Genomic DNA, 22,979 nt, shown 5'->3' on the forward strand with positions numbered 1-22,979 from the left:
CTGCCGATCGCAGGCGGAGTGTGGGTGGTTGCCCTGGTCTGCGTGTTCGTGCCTCCAGCTGCGCAGTGGTGCCTTCTCGGTGGCGTGCTGGGGGCGGCGGCGTCGCTGTTGTGGATGCTGCTGCGGTCGTCCGCCGCGGCGTCCATGGCCGGGGTGGTGCTCGTGATGCTCGCCGCGATCGCCGCTGTCTCCGTCACTGTTCTTGCCGCGACACCGGCGCGCGAGGGCGCCGCGTCGTGGGACGGACGTGTGGTCGAGGTGACGGGGGAGGTCAGCACCTCGGCGTCGGTCGGTCGGGATGGGCGCCTATGGATGGAGGTGCAGCTCACGGGCATCGGGTCGCCGGGGTCGGTGCGGGCGGCATCGGCTCCGGTGCGGATCGGCATCGACCCGGCCGGCGGATTCGATCTCGGCGCCACAGTCCGGGTGAAGGGCGAGGCGGCGGCGACGGATCCGGGGAGAGGGCAGCGCTCGTCGTGTTCGCGAGCGAGGCGTCGGTCGAGGAGCCGGCATCCGGGGTCTTCGCGGTCGCGGCCGGATTGCGCAGCGCTTTCATCGACCGGGCGCAGCGACTTCCCGAGCCCGGAGCGGGCCTGCTTCCCGGACTCGCCGTCGGCGACACCCGCGCGGTGTCGACCGAGCTGAACGATGACATGCGCACCAGCGGTCTCAGCCACCTGACGGCGGTCTCCGGAGCGAACTGCGCCATCGTCGTCGGGGCGGTGTTCTGGTTGGCTGCGCTGTGCGGCGCCGGACGGGGGACTCGAGTCGTCGCGGCCGCTCTCGGTCTCGCGGGCTTCGTCGTCCTCGTGACGCCGGAACCCAGCGTGGTCAGGGCGGCGGTCATGGCGGGTGTCGCGATGCTGTCACTGCTTCTCGGGCGGCCGAGCGCGGGTGCGGGGATGCTGGCGCTCAGCGCGAGCGGCATCCTGATCGCCGACCCGTGGCTGGCCTCGACTGCGGGATTCGCGCTCTCGGTCTCCGCATCGGGTGCGCTGATCCTGCTCTCGCCGTCGCTCACCCGCGGACTCGCGCGATTCATGCCGCAACCTCTCGCTCTCGCGATCGCCGTGCCGACGTCCGCACAGCTCGTGTGCGGCCCCGTCATCGCCCTCTTCGCAGAGCAGCAGTCTCTCGTGGGGCTCGTGGCGAACCTGCTGGCTGCGCCCGCGGCGCCGATCGCCACTGTCATCGGCCTCCTCGCGTGTCTCGCCGCTCCGGTGGGCGTTCTCGCCGACCTCCTGGCGGCGTCGGCATGGTTGCCCGCCGCGTGGATCGCGCAAACGGCCAGCATCACGGCCAGGCTGCCGTTCGCTCAGATCGCCATGGTGCCCGGCATCGCCAGCGCCGTGCTGGTCGGCGTCGTGAGCGCGGCGATCGGGGTGATTGTCGCCGATGGGTACCGCGCGGTGCCGGTCGTCAGGGGTGTCGCAGCGGCCGTGCTGGCAGTCGCGCTCGCCCTGGGCGGTGCGCATGTGGTGCTCAACGGTCCGCTGGCGAGCGCGACCACTCCCGACGGTTGGTCGGTCGCCGCCTGTGATGTGGGCCAGGGAGACGCACTCGTCGTGCGCTCCGAGGGGGCGATCGCACTGATCGATACCGGGCCGGAACCGGAGCCGCTCGCCTCGTGTCTGCGCGAACTCGGTGTCGAACGCGTGGATCTGCTCGTGCTCACGCACTTCGATCTGGATCACGTCGGCGGGGTCGAGGCTGTTCAGGGGAGAGTCGAGGCGGTGCTGCACGGGCCACCGGGGAGAGCGGTGACGAGCGGATGCTGCAGCACCTCGCCGGCGGCGGTGCGACGGTCGGTCAGGCGGCAGCGGGCATGCGGGGTGACCTGGGCGCGGCGTCCTGGCAGGTGCTGTGGCCGCAGCGTGGGTCGGAGGCGTTCCCGCCGGGCAACGACCAGAGCGTGGTTCTGGAGATAGGTGGCGGCGGCGTACCCCGCTCGCTCTTCCTGGGCGACCTGTCGGGGGAGGCTCAGCGGATGCTGGAACGCACCGCGCATCTCCGAGGCGGCTACGCGGTGGTCAAAGTCGCCCATCACGGCAGCGCCGACCAGGACTTCCCGCTCTATCAGGACCTGCGCCCGAGTGTCGCGCTGTTCAGCGCAGGCGTCGACAACGACTACGGGCATCCGCGAGCGGAGACTCTGGCATCGCTCGAAGCCGCCGGTGCGCGAGTGCTGCGGACCGACCAGCAGGGCCGTCTCCTCGTGGGCCTCGCGGGGGACGAGCTTCAGCTGTGGGCCGAGAAGCAGCCACCCTGACGTCGGGGTCGACGTCTGTGGCCCCCGGTAGTCTGGAGACATGGCTGCTTCTCGTACTCCTTCCCGCGGTGGGACCAAGGCAGCCAAGGTCCCGCAGGTGTCGTGGCGCGATCCGCGTCCGGCGCCGGTGGTGCTCGTGTTCGGCCCGGAGGAGGTCTGCGCAGAGCGCGCGATCGCCGGAGTCCGCGACTACCTCCGCACCGAAGACCCCGCGCTCGAGGTGACCGATGTCCGCGCTGATGACTACGCGCCCGGGACCCTCCTCGCGCTGACCTCGCCGTCGTTGTTCGGGGAACCCCGGCTGGTGCGCGTGTCGGGGGTGGAGAAGTGCTCGGATGCCTTCTTGCAGGAGGCTGTGTCCTACCTCGACCACCGGCAGGAGGGTGCGACAGTGATCCTGCGCCACACCGGGGCCAGCGTCCGCGGCAAGAAGCTGCTCGATGCGGTGCGCGCCGGGACGGGCGACGGCATCGAGATCCCGTGCCCTGCGATCAAGCGCGACGGCGACCGCGTCGACTTCGCTGCCGGCGAGTTCTCTGCGGCGAAGAAGCGGATCGCCCCGCCGGCGTTGCGCGCTCTGGTCTCGGCCTTCGCCGATGATCTCACCGAACTCGCGGCGGCATGCCAGCAGCTGATCGGCGACGTCGAGGGCGATGTCACCGAAGAGGTCGTCACCAAGTACTACGGCGGGCGGGTCGAAGTCTCTGCCTTCGTCGTCGCTGACACGGCGATCGCCGGACGCTATGGCGAGGCTCTCGTGGCCCTGCGCCATGCCCTCGCCTCCGGCGCCGACCCCGTGCCGATGGTCGCGGCGTTCGCCATGAAGCTGCGCACCATGGCGCGCGTCGCCGGAAACCGCGAGCCGAGCCGTCAGCTCGCGCAGCGACTGGGAATGAAGGACTGGCAGGTCGACCGTGCGCGACGCGACCTCGCCGGATGGAACGAGCGTTCGCTGGGAATGGCCATCCAGGCGACGGCGCGCGCCGATGCCGAAGTCAAGGGTGCCGCCCGCGACCCGATCTTCGCTCTCGAGCGGATGCTCACCGTCATCGCCACCCGCCAGCCGTTCGGCGAGTGAGCGCGGTCTGACGCGCGGCAGCTGCCTCGTCCGTCGAGATCGCTGGCACATAAGGTTCCGAGCACGCGAAAGAGCCCGCCCCGCGAACGGGACGGGCTCTTGTCACACCGTCAGGCGTGGAATCGGCTCAGAGAGCGGAGACCTGCTTGGCGATGGAGGACTTGCGGTTCGCAGCCTGGTTCTGGTGGATGACACCCTTGCTGACGGCCTTGTCGAGCTTGCGGGAGGCAGCCTTCAGAGCAGCCTCGGCTGCAGCCTTATCACCGGAGACGACAGCGGCGCGGGTCGCGCGGATGTGCGTCTTCAGCTCGCTCTTCACGGCCTTGTTGCGCTCGTGAGCCTTGTCGTTGGTCTTGTTGCGCTTGATCTGCGACTTGATGTTTGCCACGTGTGGACGCTTTCTGTACGGAGTTGTTAGGAAATGCCGGCAGAAGAAGAGGGCTTCCACTCGGCGGTCGTGAGGGAAGAACCCACACGCAAGCCAAGAACCAACTCTACCAGCATCCGGGCGGTTCACCCTAAACGAGCGAGGTGTGCTCGTCACTGATGCGGTGTCGGTGCGTGTGGGTGCACAATCATCAGTATCCCGACACTCGCGTCGCGACCCCGACGTCAAGGAGCGACATGAGCCCCGCCCTCCCATCCGGATCGCCGGTGTCCGCTCTGCGGAGAGTCGGACCGCCATGGATGACCGTCTTCACCCTCGCCTGGCTGGCGATCTGGACGGTGCAGCTCACTCCGGTCCAGTTGCTCCTCCCCTTGCAGTTGAACACGTCTGAGAAGGACTGGATACCCGGCGTCATCTCGTCCGGGCTGGTGCTCGGCATCGGCGGTCTCGCAGGGATCGTCGCGGGCCCGCTGGCCGGGGCGCTGTCGGATCGCGCGGCCGGCGGACGGCGGCGTCGGCGACCATGGGCGATCGGTGGCGTGCTCGTCACCGCGCTGTTCCTCGTGGTGACCGGTTTCAGTGAGGGGCCCTGGGCCGTGGGAGGAGCCTGGGTCGGGGTGTCGATCGGCGTCGCGGTGTCGTCGGCCGCCTTCACCGCACTGATAGCGGACCAGCTTCCTCCGACGCAGCGTGGCGCCGCGTCCGCCGCCGTGGGCTCCAGTCAGGCGGTGGGCATCGTGCTCGGCGTCGGGCTCGTGGTGCTCCTCGGGCTCGGCATCCGTGAGGGGTACCTGCTGCTCGCCGTGATCATCGCGACGGTGGGAATCGGTGCAGCGCTGCTTCTGCCCGATCCGCCCGCGGCCGTCGACGCGACTCCGGTGACGCGTGATCGTCATCTGCTGGCATCGCTGCGCGATCGGGATTTCGCCTGGATGCTGTCGGGCCGGCTCGTGACCAACATCGGCAACGCGCTCGGCACTGCACTGTTCCTCTTCTTCCTGCTCCATGGTCTGCACCAGGAGACGACGGTGGCGCAGGACAACCTGCTGCTCCTGATCGTGGTCTACACGCTGTTCGTGGTGCTCGCATCGGTGTTCACCGGTGTGCTCTCCGATCGCACGGGCAACCGGCGTTCCCTCACGATCCTGGCGACCCTGGTGCAGTCGGCCTCCGGCGTCGTGATCGCCGTCGTGCCGACCTTCGAGGCGACGATGGTCGCCGCCGCGCTCATGGGGCTCGGCTACGGCGCGTTCTCGACCGTCGGGCTCGCCTTCGCCGCCGACCTGCTGCCCGGCGAGAGGGACCACGCCCGTGACCTCGGCATCGTCTACGTCACGGCGGCACTCGGCCAGCTGATCGGCCCGGTGCTCGGGGCGGGGCTCGTCGCGCTCGTCGGGGGATTCTGGCTGGTGTTCGCAGCAGCCGCCGTGCTGTCGCTCGTGGGCGGTGCGCTCACGGCTCTGGCGAGGCAGCCGGCGCGGGAGCCGCGGCCTCACCCGTAGCCTCGGATTCGATTGTCGCGACGGCCAACCGCAGGACGGCGTTGAAGATCTGCGGACGCATCGCCGTGACGAGGTGCGTGGTGCGCGGCACGACGATGAGCTCTGCGTGAGGCGCGAGCCGTCGGAAGAGGGCCTCGTTGACTCGCAGCTGATCCCACTGTCCGTTCACGAACCACAGCGGCACGCGGATGCGGGCGACCGCTGTCGCGAGATCGAGCGTGGCGAGATTTCGCAGTGCCGTGTCCTGGGTGTCCAGCGCATAGCCGCCGGCGGCGAAATCGGAGCGCGTCTCTTCGGGGATCGTCGCTTCGAGGATGCGTTTCGTGATCCACATCCCGCGATCGGGCAGCCGATCGACGGCGCGCGCGATCGCGCGATACGCCGCGAGACCGGCGCCTCGGGGAGCGACGTGCACGACGCGGCGACGAGCCCCGCGACCCTCGGTGCCTCCGATCCGCCGACGTAGGCGAGTGTCAGCAGGCCGCCCATCGAGTGCCCGACGAGCAGCACGGGACCTCGCGTCGCTGCGTCGCGCACCGCGACGTCGATGGTGTGGAGCGCCTCGTGCAGGGTGAAGTCCTCCTCCATCCGGGTGCCATGCCCGGGAAGGTCGACAGCGACGGCCCCGATGCCCTGCTCCTCGAGGAAGGCGAGTTGCGACCGCCACATCGTCGCGGACGTACGGATGCCGTGCACGAAGACGATCTGGACGCTCACGCGTTCAGCATAGAGAAAGCGGGGCCGGTGGATGGACCACCGACCCCGCTGCGAAGCTCTGACGAGTCAGGCTCCGAATGGATTACTTCTCGTATCCCACGTTCTCCACCGGCGTGATGCCGAAGAGGTCGAGACCCACGTAGGGCTCGGGCGTGAGGTTGGCGAGGCCTTCCTTGACGGTCCAGATCTCCGGGCCGTTGAGGACCGGGATGATGCCCCAGGTCTTCGCGAAGATCTCGGACTCCATCTCCATGGCCTTCTTGGTCTGCTCGACCGGGTCGGAGATCGTCTCGAGCTCCTCGTGGATCATCGTGTCGATCTCCTCGGTGCCGGTGCCCGACAGGTTCAGGCCGCTGTCCGAGCAGTACAGCTGGCAGAACCAGGCGGCACCGAACGGGTCGGACGACGTGAAGTTGAGGAAGAAGATGTCACCGTTCTGCGTGGTGTAGTCCTCGGCGAAGTCGGCGGACGGACGGGTGTCGATCGTCACCTCGACGCCGACCTCCTTCAGCTGCGCCTGAACGGCGAGCGAACGCGCGCGCGCGGTCTCGGTGTCGGAGTGCACGGGGAAGACGAGCGACAGGCGCTGGCCGTCCTTCTCGCGGATGCCGTCGGCACCGGCGACCCAGCCGGCCTCATCGAGGAGCTTGTTGGCACCCTCGGTGTCGCCGTCCTTGCGGCCGGCCTCCTCCAGCGCGTTGACATAGTCAGGCTGGAACGAGAAGAGGGTCAGGGACCCTGCGGGCTCCTCGGTGTAGTTCAGACCGTTGAAGACGATGTCCTTGACCTGCTCGATGCTGATCGCCTCGAACACGGCCCTGCGGACCTCGAGGTCGGACAGCACCGGGTTGGTCGAGTTCAGCGTGAAGATCGCGTTCGCGGTCGCCTGACCCTTGTAGGTCTTGACGCCTTCGAGACCCTCGACCTGTGCGAGCAGCTCGGCGCTGCCGGTCTCGGCCATGTCGACCTCGCCGTTGCGCAGTGCGTTGACCGCCGCGGTCGGCTCCATCTGGATGAAGGAGACCTTGTCGAGCAGCGGAGCGTTGCCCCACCACTTCTCGTTCGGGACGAGCGTGACGACTCCGCCGGTCTTGTCGAAGTTGTCGACCGTGTAGGGGCCTGCGGCCCATTCCGGGTGCCAGTCGCCGAGGAACGCCGTGTTGAACAGCTCAGGCGTGTTGACGGCCGGGTGCAGCAGCTGCGAGTAGACCATCTCGGGCCAGGCGAACTCGCCCTTGAAGGTCACGATGACGTCGCGGTCGTTCTCGCCGGCCTCGACGGACTCGATCTCCTTCCAGCCGTCGGTCGCGTTGGGCTGGTACTCCTCGTTCTCGCCGCTCTGGGCTTCCCAGGTGGCCTTGAACGCGGTGACGTCGATGGGCGTGCCGTCGTTCCAGACAGCCTTCTCGTTGACCTTGAAGTGCAGGACGGTCTTGCCGTCCTCGACACCGAAGGAGTAGTCGTCGAGGTATGCGTCGTTCTTCTTGACGGTGCCGTCAGGATCCATCAGCAGGATCTGGGGGCGGAACCACGTCCCGATCTGGGTGACGCGGGCGTCACCGTCGCTGTGGAAGTAGTTCAGCTGCTCGGCGATGTTCGAGACGGGGATGCGGAGTTCGCCGCCCTCTGCGAGGTTCTCGCGGGGCTGCGGGTTGTAGTCCGCGCCCTCGACCGTCTGAGCTTCGCCTTCACCGCTGTTGCCGCCGCCGTTGCCTGCCGGTGCGCACCCGCTCATGGCGAGGGCGAAGGCAGCGCCGAGAGCAGCGATGCCCATCAGCTTCTGATGCCGTTTCATGGTACTCCTTAGTGCCTGTCGGCCTTACTTGGGATAGGGGCAGACTAACCCCGCAACTCTCGGGCGAAACCCCAGTGACACGGAACCGTTATCGGACTGTGCACATCGGTACACAGGTCAGCTGACGGCGACGGCCTCTGGGTCGAAACCCTCGACGGGAAGGATGATCCGCTCGCGCGTGCGCTCGATGTCGGGGTCGGGGATCGGGATCGCCGAGAGCAGCGCCTTCGTGTAGGGGTGCTGCGGATCGTCGAACACCTGATCGACGTCTCCGTGCTCGACGAACGAGCCCTTGTACATCACCGCGACCCGGTCGGCGATGTGGCGTACGACGGCGAGGTCGTGCGCCACGAACAGGTAGGACAGCCCGAGCTTGGCCTTCAGCTCGTCGAGCAGGTTGATCACGCCGGCCTGGATCGAGACGTCGAGAGCCGAGACGGGCTCGTCGAGCACCACGATCTTGGGGTTGGTCGACAGCGCTCGTGCGATGCCGATGCGCTGACGCTGACCGCCCGAGAACGCCTGGGGGAAGCGGTCGCTGTGCGCCGGGTCGAGACCCACGAGACCCATGAGCTCCTCGACGCGATCGAACACGTCGTCCTTGCTCATGCCGATCGCGAGCATCGGCTCGGCGATGATGTCCCAGACCGTCATGCGAGGGTCGAGCGCCCCCATCGGGTCCTGGAAGACGATCTGCAGATCACGACGGAGCTTTCGCTCCTCCGCTCGGTTCTTGATGTCGGCGACGCTCGTACCGCCGATGCGGATGTCGCCGTCCTCCTGGGCGACGAGATCCATGATCTGGAGGAGCGTCGTCGTCTTCCCGCTGCCCGACTCGCCGACGATCGCGAGGGTCTCGCCCTGGCGGATGTCGAAGCTGATCCCCTTGACGGCGTGCACCTCGCCGACCTTGCGCTTGAACAGCGCACCCTTCATGAGGGGGAAGGTCTTGTTGAGGTTGACCGCCTCGAGGGTGATGGGACGATCCTCGCGGGGCACCTTCGCCAGCCCGCTCTCGGGGATCTCCGGGATGGGGAAGACGGGGAGCCCGCCGATGCGTCCGTCGTCGTCGATGTCGTTCGCGCGGATGCAGGCGACGGAGTGGTCGGAGTGACCCTCGGTGGAGATGGGGAGCAGATCGGGCTCGCGCTGAAGGCACGCGTCGATCGCGATGGGGCATCGCGCCGCGAACGGGCACGCATCCGGCAGATTGATCAGGAGCGGGGGTTGCCCTTGATCGGGATCAGCGGCACCTTCTCGGTCTTGTCCACCCGCGGGATGGCACCCAGAAGGCCGATCGAGTACGGCATCCGGGTGCGGTAGAACAGCTCGCGCACCGGTGCCTGCTCGACGGGCTTGCCGGCATACATCACCAGCACGTCGTCGGCGGTCTTGGCGACCACCCCCATGTCGTGCGTGATGATGATCATCGCGGCGCCGGTCTCCTGCTGCGCCTTCTCCATGAGCTCGAGGATCTGCGCCTGGATGGTGACGTCCAGCGCGGTCGTCGGCTCGTCCGCGATGATGAGCTTGGGATTGTTGGCCATCGCGATCGCGATCACGACACGCTGACGCATGCCGCCGGAGAACTCGTGCGGGAAGGCCTTCATGCGGCGCTCCGCCTCGGGGATCCCGACGAGCTTCAGCAACTCGACGGACCGATCCCAGGCGTCCTTCTTCGACAGCCGACGATGCACCGTGAGAGCCTCGATCAGCTGGTCGCCGATCGTGAACACCGGGGTGAGTGAGGTCAGCGGGTCCTGGAAGACCATGGCCATCCCGTTGCCGCGGATCACCGAGAGCTGCTTGTCGGACTTGCCGAGCAGTTCCTGGCCGTCATAGATGATCGACCCGGTGACCTTGGCGTTGTCGTCGAGCAGGCCCATGATCGCGAGCGAGGTGACGGACTTGCCCGAGCCGGATTCGCCGACGATGCCGAGGGTGCGACCCTCTTCGAGGTCGAACGAGACACCGCGCACGGCATCGACTCGACCGGCTTCCGACGGGAAGCTGACCTTGAGGTCTCGGACGGAAAGGACGGTACTCATGCGCGACCTCCAGCCGCAGAGGTCGGATCCAGGGCGTCGCGCAGACCGTCGGCGATGAGAGCCATCGAAACGGTGAGCAGGGTGAGCGCCGCTGCAGGGAAGTAAAAGAGCCACGGTGCGCTCACCAGAGTGCTGGAGCCGTAGCCGATCAGGGCGCCGAGCGAGACGTCGGGCAGCTTCACACCGAAGCCGAGGAACGAGAGCGCGGTCTCGGTGAGGACGGCGGACACGACGCCGAGCGTGAAGTTGATCACCAGCAGCGACCCGATGTTCGGGAGCATGTGACGCAGGACGATCCGCATCCCCGAGAGCCCGGCGTAGCGAGCGGCATGCACGTACTCGCGCTCGCGGATCGACAGCGACAGGGTCCAGATGATCCGGGCAGGGAAGAACCAGCCGACGACGAAGATCATGACGAGCGAGATCACCAGCCAGTTCCCGCCGGCGTCGTTCGAGATCATCGCGAGGATCAGGAAGTTCGGGACCACCATCATGAAGTGGATGACCGCGAGCATGATCCGCTCGTACCGGCCGCCGAAGTAGGCGGCGGTGGCACCGATGAGTGCCGAGACGACCGTGGTGCCGATGGCCACGAGGGCAGCGATCATCATGGAGCGCTGAAGACCGACGGCGACCTGGGCGAAGTTGTCGTTGCCCGAACCGTTCGTCCCGAACCAGTGCTCGGCCGAGGGAGCCTGGCGCAGTGCGAGGAAGTCGAGGTCAGTGTGCGAGTACGGCGCGATGAGCGGTCCCACGATCGCGAACACCACCAGAAGCGCGAGGATGACGACGCCGATCAAGGCACCGCGGTTGCGCAGGAACCGACGCGTGTACAGCGTCAGCATCGAGGTGCGCTTGCGGTTCTTCGGCTTCTCCGGCTCGGCGATCTCGGGGGACACCCCGATGGCTTCCAGGGACATCAGCTCACCCGCACTCTCGGATCGAGGACGACCACGGCGACGTCAGCGAGGATCGCGCCGATCGCCGTCATCAGGGCGCCGAACGCCGCGACTGCGACCACGCCGTGAATGTCGTTGTTGTTCAGGGTCTGGATGAAGTACCGACCCATTCCGTTCCAGTTGAAGATCGTCTCGGTCAGCACCGCTCCGGTGAAGACCGCGGGGATCGTGAACGCGACCTGCGTCGTGACGGGGATCAGCGACGTCCGCAGCGCGTGCTTGCGGATGGCCTGCTGCTTGGTGAGTCCCTTGGCACGGGCGGTGCGAACATAGTCCGCCTTGATGTTGTCGAGCAGCAGCGAGCGCTGCAGGAAGTGGATGGACGCGTAGCCCGTGAGCACCAGGCCGAGTGTGGGGAGCGTCAGATGTTGGAGGACGTCTATGAGGACGGGGAAGAATCCCTCGACCCCCTGACTGGAGGATCCGACGACGTAGAAGACGGTCGTGCCGACCGCGTTGTTGAAGTTGATCGCGAGCAGAACCAGAGCGAATCCCGCAACGACCGTGGGGATGTTCATCGTGATGATGCTCGTGCCCTGACCGATGCGGTCGGCCAGTTTGTACTGACGGGATGCCGTGTAGACACCGAGGGCGATGCCCAGGATGGTCGTGATGATCGTCGCCCCGAGCACGAGCTCGGCGCTGGTCCAGACGCGGTATGCGACCTGCTCGTTGACGGACTCGCCTGTGGGGCCGACTCCCCAGTCCCAGCGGAAGAGGATGCTGGAGAACCAGGTCCACCATCGTTCGATCAGGGGGACCGATTCGCTGAGGTTGCGAGGCTTCAGCAGCGCATCGATCTGATCGGGCGAAAGCGGAGGTCGACGTCCGACGTAGTTGTTCTCGGGATCGAGATACAGCCACGCGAGGAAGTAGGTGATGTTCGTCGCGATGACGATCATCAGCACCCATCCCAGCAGGCGGCGCAACAGATACTTGATCAAGGTGATGATTCTTTCTCTTTTACAGACGCGCGCGGGATCCGCCGACGCAACGCTGAGCCGGGAAGACAGTCAATCACCATCAGCCGATCTGCGCGACACGACGCCTGCACTTGGTCTGTGACGGAGTCTTATCGCTCACGGGATCCGGTGTCACGGATGGCTCCCGGGCAACCTCGGCAGAATATCACCGGATCGCACGAAGCGGGCATAAGCCTCGCCTCACCGTAGAATCGTCAGGACATGTCACCACGCGCTCTCACTCCGCTTCAGCCTGCCGCGACGCCTTCGGCGCAGATCCGCAACTTCTGCATCATCGCGCACATCGACCACGGCAAGTCGACCCTCGCCGACCGCATGCTCCAGATCACCGGCGTGGTCTCGGATCGCGACATGCGCGCGCAGTACCTCGACCGCATGGACATCGAGCGTGAGCGCGGCATCACCATCAAGAGCCAGGCCGTGCGGATGCCGTGGGAGATCGACGGCGAGACCTTCGCGCTCAACATGATCGACACCCCGGGGCACGTCGACTTCACCTACGAGGTGTCCCGGTCTCTCGCCGCCTGCGAGGGCGCGATCCTGCTCGTCGACGCCGCCCAGGGCATCGAGGCCCAGACTCTGGCGAACCTCTACCTCGCGCTCGAGAACGACCTGCACATCATCCCGGTGCTGAACAAGATCGACCTGCCGGCGGCCGACCCCGACAAGTACGCCAAGGAGCTGGCATCGCTCATCGGCGGCAAGCCCGAGGACGTGCTCCGTGTCTCGGGCAAGACCGGTGTCGGCGTCGAGGAGCTGCTCGACCGACTGGTCAAGGAGATCCCCGCACCCGTCGGAGACGCCGATGCTCCGGCCCGCGCCATGATCTTCGACTCCGTCTACGACGCCTACCGCGGGGTCGTCACCTACGTCCGCATGGTGGACGGCAGCCTGTCGCCCCGCGAGCGCATTCAGATGATGTCGACGGGTGCCAACCACGAAGCGCTCGAGGTCGGCGTGTCGAGCCCCGAACCGGTGCCGTCCAAGGGGCTCGGCGTCGGCGAGGTCGGCTACCTCATCACCGGTGTGAAGGACGTCCGTCTGTCGAAGGTCGGTGACACGATCACGACGGCACGCAGGCCCTCGACCCAGGCTCTGCCGGGCTACACCGACCCGAAGCCGATGGTCTTCTCGGGGATCTACCCGATCGACGGCAGCGATTACGCGGAGCTCCGGGAGGCGCTCGACAAGCTCAAGCTCTCCGACGCCTCGCTGCAGTACGAGCCTGAGACCTCGGTCGCCCTCGGTTTCGGCTTCCGCTGCGGGTTCCTGGGACTCCTGCATCTCGAGATCATCACCGAGCGTCTCGAGCGAGAATTCGGCCTCGACCTCATCACCACCGCACCCAGCGTGATCTACGAGGTGCTCACGAGCGACACGGGCGAGACCGTGACGGTGACGAACCCGAGCGAGTACCCCGACGGTCGCATCGGCTCGGTGTCGGAGCCGATGGTGAAGACCGCGATCCTGCTGCCCAAGGACTACGTGGGCACGGTCATGGAGCTCTGCCAGTCTCGTCGCGGAGCGCTGCTGGGCATGGAGTACTTCTCCGAGGAGCGCGTGGAGCTCCGCTACATGATGCCGCTCGGTGAGATCGTCTTCGACTTCTTCGACCAGCTCAAGTCCAAGACCCAGGGCTATGCCTCGCTCGACTACGAACCCGCCGGACAGCAGGAGGCGGACCTTGTCAAGGTCGACATCCTGCTGCAGGGTGACAAGGTCGACGCGTTCAGCTCGATCGTGCACCGCGACAAGGCCTACGCCTACGGCACGCTGATGACGGAGCGACTGCGCAAGCTGATCCCTCGCCAGAACTTCGAGGTGCCGATCCAGGCCGCCATCGGCGCCAGGATCATCGCCCGCGAGACGATCAGGGCGCTGCGCAAGGACGTGCTCGCCAAATGCTACGGCGGTGACATCAGCCGCAAGCGCAAGCTCCTCGAGAAGCAGAAAGAGGGCAAGAAGCGCATGAAGATGGTCGGTCGTGTCGAGGTGCCGCAGGAGGCGTTCATCGCAGCGCTCTCCGGCGACGTCGAGGGCAAGGACAAGAAGTAGGACCTTCGGGCCGGGCTGTTCCCGGCGTGGAGGGTGATCGTCCAGGGAACGGGAAGTAGGCTGGAACGCATGCGGCGCGGGACTTTCCGAGACGACACGGTTGACTATGCGGCCGTGGGTGCGACCCACGCGCCCGATCTGATGCAGTACCCGCCGGAGCGCAGCATCCCGGCGGAGAACTCCTGGCGGATCGGCAGCGGTCATGACCGCTTCCAGTCCGCGGGCGAAGCGCTGCTGACCTGGACCGCGCAGCGCGCGGCGGGCCTCAGCATCGAGGATGTGCGTCCCGCGCCCGGCCCCGCCTACGCCGGTGTCAGCTTCGACGCCGAGGGCACTCCGATCGCACCGAGCAAGAACGACGTCGAACAGCGCTTCGACGCGGAAGGCACACCGTTCGCCGGCCCGGGCATGACGCTGCGCCTGCATGGGCGGGTTGCCGGCATGCGGGCGGATGCGGAGCTGCGCGTGATCTCCGTGACCGAGGAGAAGCGCCGGATCGGATTCGTGCTGGGCACGGTCGGAGGCTCGGTGGTCCGCGGTGAGGAGTCCTTCGACATCGACTGGCGCGAGGACAACGACGAGGTGTGGTTCTCCGTCCGTGCCTTCGACGCGCCGAACTCCCTGCTCTACCGCGTCGTCCCGCCGCTGGTGAAGCGCCGTCGCCGCGAGTTGTTCGCACGCTATCTGCGAGCGATCTCGCCGCTGTACGCGACTCCGGTCTGATGGTCGCACCTCTCTGATGGCCGGTCCGCTCCCACTCGGCGATCCGGCACCGGCAGACGGACATCTGCCCTCCGATCTGCCGATCGATTCCTCCGTGCCCTTCTCCGCATACCTGCACGTCCCCTTCTGCCGGGTGCGGTGCGGCTACTGCGACTTCAACACCTACACCTCGGGAGAGCTCCGCGGCGCGAAGCAGGAGGACTACGCCTCGACGCTCATCACCGAGATCGACCTCGCGCGGCGTGTGCTCGCGGATGCCGGTGCGCTGCGCCCGATGGACACCGTGTTCTTCGGCGGCGGCACGCCGACGCTGCTGCCGCCGGGCGACCTGGCGCGGATGCTCGGGGCGGCGACCGATGCGTTCGGCCTCGTCGACGGCGCCGAGGTCACGGTCGAGGCGAACCCCGACACGGTGACACCCGAGGTCGCGCGGACCCTCGCGGATGCCGGCGTCACGCGGCTGTCGATCGGCATGCAGTCGGCAGTGCCGCATGTGCTCGCCGCTCTCGACCGCACTCATCGCCCCGAGAATGTGACGACAGCGGTCGCCGCGGCGAAGGACGCTGGCCTCGCCGTGAGCGTGGACCTCATCTACGGCGCCCCCGGTGAGTCGATCGGTGATTGGGAGGCGTCGCTCTATGTGGCGCTCGCACTCGAGTCGGACCACATCTCGGCGTACGCGCTGATCATCGAGGACGGCACGAAGCTCGCGCGGCAGATCCGCCGAGGCGAGGTGCCGGCGCCGGACGATGACCTGCAGGCCGACATGTACGAGCTCGCCGATGCGCGTCTCGCAGCGGCGGGCTTCGACTGGTACGAGATCAGCAACTGGTCGCGCTCGCCCGAGCAGCGTTCGCGGCACAATCTCGCCTACTGGCGGGGGAGCGACTGGTGGGGGTTCGGTCCCGGCGCGCACAGTCACGTCGCCGGCCTGCGGTGGTGGAACGTCAAGCATCCGGCCGCGTATGCACAGCGGCTCGCCGCAGCGGAGTCTCCCGCCGCCGGCACGGAGCGGCCGGACGAGCAGTCGGCGACGCTCGAGCGCATCCTGCTGCTGAGTCGCATCCGCGAGGGCATCGCCGTCAGCGACCTCGCCGCGGACAAGAGGACACGCGTCGCGGGTCTGATCGCGGATGGGCTCGTCGACCCGGCCGCTGCCGTTCGCGGACGCGTGCAGCTCACACTGCGGGGGCGCCTGCTCGCCGATGCCGTCGTGCGTGAGCTCACCGACTGATCGGCGACCGCTGAGTCCGGACATCGTGCCGGATCAGCACGTGGTCGGCGTCGGCGGGTAGAATTGGCACTCGTAGCCAGTGAGTGCCAAGAGGGAGGGAGTTGCGATGGTCAGCGAAAGAGGCCTCCAGGTTCTCCGCGCGATCGTGCAGGACTACGTCGAGACGCATGAACCCGTCGGCAGCCGATCGATCGTAGACCGATACTCCTTCGGCGTGTCCGCGGCGACGATCCGCAACGACATGGCACTGCTCGAAGACGAAGAGCTGATCGCCGCCCCGCACACCTCCTCCGGTCGCGTTCCCACCGACAAGGGCTACCGCGTGTTCGTGGATCATCTCGCCCAGCTGCGGCCGCTGTCGGTCGCGCAGCGCACGGCCATCGAGTCCTTCCTCACCGCTCCATCCGACCTCGACGACCTGATGGTGCGCACGGTCCGAGTGCTGACGCAGCTCACGGGGCAGGTCGCGCTGGCGCAGTACCCGTCATTCGCGCGCGCGCATCTGACGCATCTCGAACTCGTGGCGCTGGCGCCGAATCGTCTGCTCATCGTGCTCGTCACCGACGCGGGCGGCGTCTCGCAGCGCATCGCCCCGCTGCCCGTCGACGTCGACGACGCCGACATGGCGCTGCTGCGTGCTCGCCTCTCCGCCCTGATCACGGGCCGGGCGGTGAGCGACGCCGCTGAGCGGCTGCAGGCGCTTCTCGCGGACGACGCACACAGTCATGACGTCGTACTGCGCGCTCTCGCGACGATCGTCATCGACGAGCTCGGCGCCTTCCGTCAGGAGCGCCTGGTGATGGCCGGAGCAGCGACTCTGGCTCGACGCGAGCAGGACTTCCGCGGCAGCATCCACCCTCTGCTCGAGGCGATCGAGGAGCAGGTGACGCTGCTGCGGCTGATGAGCGAGATGGAGGCGGACTCCCACGGTCTCGCCGCCAGCATCGGCACCGAGAACGCGTCCTTCGGCCTCGGCGAGGCATCGATCGTGGCCAGCAACTACGCCGCCCCCAGCGGTACGGCGCGAGTCGGCGTGATGGGGCCGACGCGCATGGACTATCCGAGCAATCTCGCGGCGGCGCGGGCCGTGGCCCGCTATCTGTCTCGGATGCTCGACGAAGACGAGGCGGCCCGCTGACGCGGCCGCCCAGAGAACAGCACACGCAGAAGGGCCATTGTGGCAGACCACTACGAGGTACTCGGCGTCTCTCGTGACGCCTCCACCGACGAGATCAAGAAGGCGTACCGACGCCTCGCTCGTCAGCTCCACCCCGATGTGAATCCGGGTGAGGACGCGGCCGAGCAGTTCAAGCTCGTCACGCATGCATACGACGTCCTGAGCGACGACGATTCCCGTCGCCGCTACGACATGGGCGGCGGAGACGGCGCCGCTGGCAACTTCCAGGGCTTCGGCGGCTTCGGGGACATCTTCGAGACCTTCTTCGGCGCGGGCCAAGGCGGTGGCAGGGGCGCGCGTCCGCGGTCACGCCGCGAACGGGGACAGGACGCCCTCGTCCGGGTGACCCTCGATCTCGGCGACGTCGTCTTCGGTGCGCACCGCGACATCGAGGTCGACACGGCCGTGCTGTGCGAGACGTGCAACGGCTCGTGCTGCCAGGAGGGCACGTCGCCCGTCACCTGTGACATCTGCGGCGGCTCCGGCCACGTTCAGCGTCAGGTGCGGAGCCTGCTCGGCAACGTCGTGACCTCTCAGCCCTGCGGCACCTGCGAGGGCTACGGCACGACGATCCCGTATCCGTGCGGCACCTGCGGCGGCCAGGGGCGGGTGCGCTCGCGTCGCACCGTCTCGCTCGACATCCCCGCCGGCGTCGAGACCGGGCTGCGCCTGCAGCTGCCGGGCTCTGGCGAGGTCGGCAAGGCGGGGGGCCCGAACGGCGACCTGTACGTCGAGGTCACCGTGAACCCGCACCCGTCTTTCAGCCGCGACGGCGACGACCTGCTGGCGACGCTGGAGGTGTCGATGCCGGATGCGATCCTCGGCACCGAGACCACGATCCAGGGTCTCGACGGCGAGGTCGATCTCGAGATCCGCTCGGGCGTCCAGTCCGGCGACGTGCTGACGATCAAGGGCCGCGGCATCACGCCGCTGCGGGGCAACCAGCGCGGCGACCTCCGCGTCGGCGTGCAGGTGGTCACTCCGACCCGGCTCGACTCCGCGCAGCGCGCGCTCATCGAGGACTTCGCGAAGAAGACCAAGGCACCGGGCCCGCAGCTGGCGCAGTTCCAGCAGGGGCTGTTCTCGAAGCTCCGCGACCGCTTCCGTTCGCACTGATACGGACGGCGCTCATGGCACTCCACTTCCTCGTCGAGAACTCCTCGGATGCAGCGGTCGGCGACCTCGTGTCGCTCACCGGCGCCGAGGCGAAGCACGCCGCCGTCGTCCGACGGCTCCGCGTCGGCGAGGCGGTGACGGTCGGCGACGGCTCGGGGGTGTGGCTGACCGGCGTCGCCGAAGAGGTGTCTCCGTCCCGCGTCGACGTGCGCGTGGCCGAGCGATCGGTCGACCCCGCGCCCAGCCCTCGCATCGTGCTCGTGCAGGCTCTCGCGAAGGGCGATCGCGACGAGCTCGCCGTGCAGGCGGCATGCGAGCTCGGCGTCGATGAGATCGTGCCGTGGCAGGCGAGTCGAAGCGTATCCCGATGGGATGGTCCCAAGGCCGTCAAGGGGCGCGAGCGGTGGGCGACGATCGTCCGCGAGGCGGCGAAGCAGGCTCACCGGGCGTGGGTCCCGGAGGTGGCGCCTCCGGCGTCGACCGCCGACCTCGCGAGACGCGCCGCATCTCAGCGGGTGCTGCTTCTCGACCCGACCGCCCCCGTGCGGTTGTCCGAGCTCGAGCCGGACGGCAGGGACATCGTCCTCGTCGTCGGGCCCGAGGGTGGTATCTCCGACGACGAGCTCTCGAAGCTGTCGGACGCCGGCGCCGAGCGTGTGCTGCTCGGAGACACCGTGCTGCGTACGTCCACGGCGGGCCCGGCTGCGATCGCCGTGCTGTCGGTCGCACTCAGCCGCTGGTGATCAGGCTACGGACCCGGCAGTGCTGCGGTCAGTAGACTGGGAGCATGTCCGAGCCCTCGATCTTCACGCGCATCCTCAACGGCGACATCCCGGGTGAGATCCTGCTCGACACCGGCCGCGTGTTCGCGATCCGGGACATCAACCCGCAGGCACCGCTGCACGCGCTCGTGATCCCCAAGACCGAGGACTACCGCGACGTCACGGAGCTCGCCGAGGGCGACCCCGGTCTGCTCGCGGAGATCGTCGCGGCTGCGAAGCAGCTCGCCTCCGAGCATGCGAACGGCGAATACCGCCTCATCTTCAACAACGGCGCCAGCGCCGCCCAGTCCGTCTTCCACGTGCACGCCCATGTGCTCGGCAACATCGAGGAGAGCAAGCTCGTTGGCTTCTGACGAAAACGACCTGACCGCATCCGACACCGCCGTCGAGAAGATCTACGCCGACGGCGTCGCCATGGTGCAGCTGCTCGGTCCGCAGGATCGACTGCTCCGGATGCTCGAGAAGGAGCACCGCGACGTCCAGGTGCTCGTGCGCGGCAACGAGATCACGCTCACCGGCGCGCCGGAGGCCGTCGCGAAGGCGAAGACCCTGGTCGACGAGCTGATGACCATGACCAAGGCAGGCCACGACCTCGCCCCGAGCGACGTGACGAGCTCGGCCCGCCTGCTGCGCAACGACGGCGGCCCTCGCCCGAGCGAGGTGCTCGGAGAGGCGATCCTGTCGACCAGGGGCAAGGTCATCCGTCCCAAGACGCTGGGGCAGAAGGAGTACGTCGACGCGATCGAGGAGAACACGATCGTCTTCGGCATCGGCCCGGCGGGTACCGGAAAGACCTACCTCGCGATGGCCAAGGCTGTCCAGGCCCTGCAGCGCAAAGAGGTCACCCGCATCATCCTCACCCGCCCCGCGGTCGAGGCCGGAGAGCGGCTCGGATTCCTGCCCGGCACGCTCACCGACAAGATCGACCCGTACCTCCGCCCGCTCTATGACGCGCTGAACGAGATGATGGACCCCGAGATCGTCCCTCGTCTGATGGCGACGGGCACGATCGAGGTCGCCCTCTCGCCTACATGCGCGGCCGCACGCTCAACGACTCGTTCGTGGTGCTCGACGAAGCGCAGAACACGACTCCCGAGCAGATGAAGATGTTCCTCACGCGTCTCGGCTTCGGGTCGAAGATGGTCGTCACCGGTGACATCACCCAGGTCGATCTCCCGCAGGGATCCTCGGGACTCCGGCTCGTCACCCGCGTGCTCGACGGCATCGACGACATCCATTTCGCGCGGCTCACGAGCGACGACGTGGTGCGTCACTCGCTGGTCGGACGGATCGTCGACGCCTACAGCGAGTATGACGAGCGGCGCACCGCCCAGCGCTACGAGCGCGAGCAGGCGGCGGAGTTCGCCAACCGTGCCGACCGGCGGGGCGCACAGCGACCAGGACCCCGAGACCGGATGCCGAAACGAGGCCTCTCCTGATGAAACGAGCACAGCCATGATCGAGATCAACAACGAGTCGGCCATCGACGTCGACGAGACCGTGCTGCAGCGCCTGACCGACTTCAACCTCGCGCAGATGCATGTCAGCCCGGACGCCGAGGTCGCGATCGTGCTCGTCGACGAGGCTGCCATGGAGGCCCTCCACGTGCAGTGGATGGATGAGCCCGGTCCGACCGACGTGCTCAGCTTCCCGATGGACGAGCTGCGCCCGGGCACCGAGGATCGCCCCACGGCCCCGGGGCTGCTGGGAGACATCGTGCTGTGTCCTCAGGTCGCCGAGGCGCAGGCCCAGGCCGCCGGCCACACCCTGATGGACGAGCTGATCCTGCTCACCACCCACGGTCTGCTGCACCTCCTCGGCTTCGATCACGCCGAGCCCGACGAGGAGCGCGAGATGTTCGGACTGCAGAAGGAGCTCATCCAGGGCTTCGCCGCGGCTGAACGTCGACGATGACCGCGGCCCTCCTGCTCGCAGGCGCTGTCCTGCTCGTCGCCTTCGGCGGCCTGATGGCGGCGATCGACGCCGCCTTCGGCGTCACGTCCCGGTCGGACATCGAGGAGATGGGCGCGGAGGGGCGCAACGGCCCCCAGCTGGTGCGCATCGCCGCCGACCCTGACGCACACGTCAACGCCGTCGCATTCATCCGCGTGCTCGCCGAGACGGCGGCCGCGGTGCTCGTCACGGTGGCGTTCAGCATCCTGTTCGACAACATCTGGTGGGCGATGCTGGCCGCAGCGCTGCTCATGACGGGTATCAGCTTCGTGCTGGTGGGGGCGAGCCCTCGATCCTTCGGGCGGCACCACGCCGAGGGCATGCTCCGGGCCAACGCACGCATCGTCCGCGGGCTGCGCATCATCCTGGGCCCACTCGCTCACGGACTCGTGGTGCTCGGCAACCGGGTGACCCCCGGGCGGGGACGCAGCTCGTTCACGTCCGAGGAGCAGCTGCTGAGCATGGTCGACGAGGCCGCCTCGAACGATCTGATCGAGGCTGACGACCGCGACCTCATCCACTCCGTATTCGACTTCACCGACCAGTTCGTGCGTGCGGTGATGGTGCCGCGCACCGAGATGGTGACGGTCGATGCGACGGCGACCACGAGCGAGGCGATGACGCTGTTCCTGCAGCGGGGCGTCTCCCGAATGCCTGTGGTCGACGACGACGCCGATGACGTGGTCGGAGTGCTCTATCTGAAGGACCTGGTGCTGTTCGCCTTCCGCGACGAGAACGCCTGGCGAACCGCATCCATCCGTCCGATCTCGCGACCCGCGACCTTCGTGCCGGAGTCCATGCGCGCCGAGACCCTCCTGCAGCAGATGAAGCGGGATGCCGTGCACGTGTGCCTCGTGATCGACGAGCACGGCGGCATCTCGGGGCTCGTGACCCTGGAGGACCTCATCGAGGAACTCGTGGGCGAGATCTCCGACGAGTACGATCAGGTATCGGCAGAGGTCGTCGAACTCGGCGACGGACGCTATCGCGTGAGCTCCCGACTCTCGCTCGAGGACGTCGGCGATCTGTTCGGCCTCGAGCTCGAGGACGAGGACGTCGATTCCATCGGCGGTCTGCTGGGCAAGGCACTCGGACAGGTCCCGCAACCGGGATCCACAGCGACGGTCGAGGGATTGACCCTCACCGGCGGCGCGTCTCGAGGACGAGGGCGCGGGATCGCGACCGTCTTCGTGGAACGAGCGGCAGACGACGCGGGTCATGCCGCAGATGAGAGAGACGGAAACGATGACTGAGCAGACGCGGAGCGGGTTCGTGACCTTCGTGGGACGACCGAACGTCGGGAAGTCCACTCTCACGAATGCGCTGGTGGGCGAGAAGATCGCGATCACCAGTGAGAAGCCGCAGACGACGCGGCGGGCGATCCGCGGGATCGTGAACCGTCCGCAGGGGCAGCTCGTCATCGTCGACACCCCCGGCATCCACAAGCCCCGTACGCTCCTCGGCGAGCGCCTGAACGACCTCGTCGAACAGGTGCTCGGCGACGTCGACGTGATCGGCTTCTGCGTGCCGGCGACCGAGAAGGTCGGGCCCGGCGACCGCCGCATCGCGACGTCCCTCGACGGATACCGTCGTGCCAAGAAGATCGCCATCGTCACGAAGACGGACGCGGCCAGTCGCGACCAGATCACCGAGCGACTGATGGAGGTCGACGCGCTGCGCGAGGACTGGGACGCGGTGATCCCGATCTCCGCGCTCACGAACGACCAGCTGGAGGTGCTCGCCGACGAGGTGCTCGCACTGATGCCCGCGGGACCGGCTCTGTACGGCGAGGGTGTCACGACCGATGAGTCGGAAGAGGACCGGATCGCCGAGATGATCCGCGAGGCCGCGCTCGACGGGGTCCGCGACGAGCTTCCCCACTCGATCGCGGTCGTGATCGACGACATCGCCCCGCGTGAGGGAACCGACCTGACCGATGTGCATGCATCCATCGTTGTGGAGCGTGACAGCCAGAAGGCGATCATCATCGGCCACAAGGGCAAGCGTCTGGCCGATGTCGGACGTCGGGCCCGTGTCGGGATCGAAGAGCTTCTCGGCACGAGGGTGTTCCTGGGCCTCCATGTGAAGGTCGCGAAGGAATGGCAGCGCGACCCGAAGCAGCTCGGCCGCCTCGGCTTCTGACCCTCGACACGAGAGGCGGCGAGGATCCGGCGCTCCAGCGGCACGGCCGCAGGACTCT

19 protein-coding genes and 3 pseudogenes are annotated in these 22,979 nt (G+C 67.6%); 15 read left to right on the forward strand and 7 right to left on the reverse strand.

All coding sequences use genetic code 11. The features are described from left to right. Nucleotides 1-476: 476 nt before the first annotated feature. The 3 genes from ACZZ93_RS00560 to holA are packed head-to-tail and all read left to right on the forward strand — an operon-like array spanning nt 477 to nt 3,347. Nucleotides 477-1,928 (forward strand): ComEC/Rec2 family competence protein, encoded by a 1,452-nt coding sequence (locus ACZZ93_RS00560; protein WP_463510265.1) that lies wholly within the window; start codon nt 477-479, stop codon nt 1,926-1,928. Continuing rightward, a complete protein-coding gene (locus ACZZ93_RS00565) occupies nt 1,913-2,269 on the forward strand; it encodes a ComEC/Rec2 family competence protein (RefSeq protein ID WP_463510266.1) in 357 nt (118 codons plus the stop codon). Before ACZZ93_RS00560 ends, ACZZ93_RS00565 begins: the two co-directional genes overlap by 16 nt. 40 nt (nt 2,270-2,309) lie before the next feature. Then, on the forward strand, nt 2,310-3,347 hold the full coding sequence (holA, locus tag ACZZ93_RS00570; RefSeq protein WP_463510267.1) for a DNA polymerase III subunit delta: 1,038 nt from the start codon (nt 2,310-2,312) through the stop codon (nt 3,345-3,347). A gap of 127 nt (nt 3,348-3,474) precedes the next feature. Here holA and rpsT read toward each other — a convergent pair whose 3' ends face one another. Next, nucleotides 3,475-3,735: a 30S ribosomal protein S20 gene (gene rpsT / locus ACZZ93_RS00575; RefSeq protein WP_053096545.1), complete on the reverse strand. Its 261-nt coding sequence runs from the start codon at nt 3,733-3,735 to the stop codon at nt 3,475-3,477. Nucleotides 3,736-3,971: 236 nt separating this feature from the next. Here rpsT and ACZZ93_RS00580 point away from each other — a divergent pair, with 236 nt between their 5' ends. After that, nucleotides 3,972-5,237, forward strand: a complete 1,266-nt coding sequence (locus ACZZ93_RS00580; RefSeq protein ID WP_463510268.1) for an MFS transporter — start codon at nt 3,972-3,974, stop codon at nt 5,235-5,237. Here ACZZ93_RS00580 and ACZZ93_RS00585 read toward each other — a convergent pair. The 6 genes and pseudogenes from ACZZ93_RS00585 to ACZZ93_RS00610 form a co-directional block, all read right to left on the reverse strand. Beyond that, the gene (locus ACZZ93_RS00585) at nt 5,188-5,652 is read right to left on the reverse strand and encodes an alpha/beta fold hydrolase (RefSeq protein ID WP_463511773.1); all 465 of its coding nucleotides are present in this window, start codon (nt 5,650-5,652) and stop codon (nt 5,188-5,190) included. The genes ACZZ93_RS00580 and ACZZ93_RS00585 overlap by 50 nt on opposite strands. Before the next feature lie 2 nt (nt 5,653-5,654). Then, nucleotides 5,655-5,906: pseudogene (locus tag ACZZ93_RS00590) on the reverse strand (alpha/beta fold hydrolase); the annotation flags it as partial. Between the two features lie 130 nt (nt 5,907-6,036). Beyond that, on the reverse strand, nt 6,037-7,749 hold the full coding sequence (locus ACZZ93_RS00595) for an ABC transporter family substrate-binding protein (RefSeq protein WP_463510269.1): 1,713 nt from the start codon (nt 7,747-7,749) through the stop codon (nt 6,037-6,039). A 117-nt stretch (nt 7,750-7,866) separates the two neighbouring features. Further along, nucleotides 7,867-9,797: pseudogene (locus tag ACZZ93_RS00600) on the reverse strand (ABC transporter ATP-binding protein). Then, nucleotides 9,794-10,717 (reverse strand): ABC transporter permease, encoded by a 924-nt coding sequence (locus ACZZ93_RS00605; protein WP_463510270.1) that lies wholly within the window; start codon nt 10,715-10,717, stop codon nt 9,794-9,796. Before ACZZ93_RS00605 ends, ACZZ93_RS00600 begins: the two are co-directional and overlap by 4 nt. Further along, complete coding sequence (locus tag ACZZ93_RS00610) at nt 10,717-11,700, reverse strand: ABC transporter permease (protein WP_463510271.1); 984 nt, start codon at nt 11,698-11,700, stop codon at nt 10,717-10,719. Before ACZZ93_RS00610 ends, ACZZ93_RS00605 begins: the two co-directional genes overlap by 1 nt. A gap of 240 nt (nt 11,701-11,940) precedes the next feature. Between ACZZ93_RS00610 and lepA the strand changes: the two genes are divergently transcribed. The 11 genes and pseudogenes from lepA (at nt 11,941) to era (ending at nt 22,921) form a co-directional block, all read left to right on the forward strand. Next, a complete protein-coding gene (lepA, locus tag ACZZ93_RS00615; protein WP_053096530.1) occupies nt 11,941-13,794 on the forward strand; it encodes a translation elongation factor 4 in 1,854 nt (617 codons plus the stop codon). A 69-nt stretch (nt 13,795-13,863) separates the two neighbouring features. Continuing rightward, entirely contained in the window at nt 13,864-14,517 is a 654-nt protein-coding gene (locus ACZZ93_RS00620; protein WP_053096528.1) for a DUF1990 family protein, read from the forward strand. Nucleotides 14,518-14,533: 16 nt separating this feature from the next. After that, nucleotides 14,534-15,751 carry a radical SAM family heme chaperone HemW gene (gene hemW / locus ACZZ93_RS00625; protein ID WP_463510272.1) on the forward strand — a complete coding sequence of 406 codons (1,218 nt, stop codon included), beginning with the start codon at nt 14,534-14,536 and terminating at the stop codon, nt 15,749-15,751. Between the two features lie 106 nt (nt 15,752-15,857). Next, on the forward strand, nt 15,858-16,889 hold the full coding sequence (gene hrcA / locus ACZZ93_RS00630) for a heat-inducible transcriptional repressor HrcA (protein ID WP_053096524.1): 1,032 nt from the start codon (nt 15,858-15,860) through the stop codon (nt 16,887-16,889). A gap of 39 nt (nt 16,890-16,928) precedes the next feature. Continuing rightward, nucleotides 16,929-18,044: a molecular chaperone DnaJ gene (dnaJ, locus tag ACZZ93_RS00635; RefSeq protein WP_053096522.1), complete on the forward strand. Its 1,116-nt coding sequence runs from the start codon at nt 16,929-16,931 to the stop codon at nt 18,042-18,044. 14 nt (nt 18,045-18,058) lie between these two features. Next, on the forward strand, nt 18,059-18,787 hold the full coding sequence (locus ACZZ93_RS00640) for a 16S rRNA (uracil(1498)-N(3))-methyltransferase (protein WP_053096520.1): 729 nt from the start codon (nt 18,059-18,061) through the stop codon (nt 18,785-18,787). A 44-nt stretch (nt 18,788-18,831) separates the two neighbouring features. Then, entirely contained in the window at nt 18,832-19,179 is a 348-nt protein-coding gene (locus tag ACZZ93_RS00645; RefSeq protein WP_053096519.1) for an HIT domain-containing protein, read from the forward strand. A gap of 61 nt (nt 19,180-19,240) precedes the next feature. Beyond that, nucleotides 19,241-20,265: pseudogene (locus ACZZ93_RS00650) on the forward strand (PhoH family protein). A 16-nt stretch (nt 20,266-20,281) separates the two neighbouring features. Beyond that, on the forward strand, nt 20,282-20,740 hold the full coding sequence (gene ybeY, locus ACZZ93_RS00655) for an rRNA maturation RNase YbeY (RefSeq protein WP_053096515.1): 459 nt from the start codon (nt 20,282-20,284) through the stop codon (nt 20,738-20,740). Next, nucleotides 20,737-22,032 carry a hemolysin family protein gene (locus ACZZ93_RS00660; protein WP_053096513.1) on the forward strand — a complete coding sequence of 432 codons (1,296 nt, stop codon included), beginning with the start codon at nt 20,737-20,739 and terminating at the stop codon, nt 22,030-22,032. Before ybeY ends, ACZZ93_RS00660 begins: the two co-directional genes overlap by 4 nt. Then, nucleotides 22,025-22,921: a GTPase Era gene (gene era, locus ACZZ93_RS00665; protein ID WP_463510273.1), complete on the forward strand. Its 897-nt coding sequence runs from the start codon at nt 22,025-22,027 to the stop codon at nt 22,919-22,921. Before ACZZ93_RS00660 ends, era begins: the two co-directional genes overlap by 8 nt. Nucleotides 22,922-22,979: the final 58 nt, after the last annotated feature.

The sequence above is a fragment of the Microbacterium sp. AC026 genome (assembly GCF_979258475.1).

Coding starts and splice junctions, on each gene's coding strand:
- ACZZ93_RS00595 (WP_463510269.1), bottom strand. CDS start 7,749: ATGAAACGGCATCAGAAGCTGATGGGCATCGCTGCTCTCGGCGCTGCC.
- era (WP_463510273.1), top strand. CDS start 22,025: ATGACTGAGCAGACGCGGAGCGGGTTCGTGACCTTCGTGGGACGACCG.
- ACZZ93_RS00620 (WP_053096528.1), top strand. CDS start 13,864: ATGCGGCGCGGGACTTTCCGAGACGACACGGTTGACTATGCGGCCGTG.
- ACZZ93_RS00605 (WP_463510270.1), bottom strand. CDS start 10,717: ATGTCCCTGGAAGCCATCGGGGTGTCCCCCGAGATCGCCGAGCCGGAG.
- lepA (WP_053096530.1), top strand. CDS start 11,941: ATGTCACCACGCGCTCTCACTCCGCTTCAGCCTGCCGCGACGCCTTCG.
- ACZZ93_RS00645 (WP_053096519.1), top strand. CDS start 18,832: ATGTCCGAGCCCTCGATCTTCACGCGCATCCTCAACGGCGACATCCCG.
- ACZZ93_RS00660 (WP_053096513.1), top strand. CDS start 20,737: ATGACCGCGGCCCTCCTGCTCGCAGGCGCTGTCCTGCTCGTCGCCTTC.
- hemW (WP_463510272.1), top strand. CDS start 14,534: ATGGCCGGTCCGCTCCCACTCGGCGATCCGGCACCGGCAGACGGACAT.
- ACZZ93_RS00640 (WP_053096520.1), top strand. CDS start 18,059: ATGGCACTCCACTTCCTCGTCGAGAACTCCTCGGATGCAGCGGTCGGC.
- hrcA (WP_053096524.1), top strand. CDS start 15,858: ATGGTCAGCGAAAGAGGCCTCCAGGTTCTCCGCGCGATCGTGCAGGAC.
- ybeY (WP_053096515.1), top strand. CDS start 20,282: ATGATCGAGATCAACAACGAGTCGGCCATCGACGTCGACGAGACCGTG.
- ACZZ93_RS00580 (WP_463510268.1), top strand. CDS start 3,972: ATGAGCCCCGCCCTCCCATCCGGATCGCCGGTGTCCGCTCTGCGGAGA.
- holA (WP_463510267.1), top strand. CDS start 2,310: ATGGCTGCTTCTCGTACTCCTTCCCGCGGTGGGACCAAGGCAGCCAAG.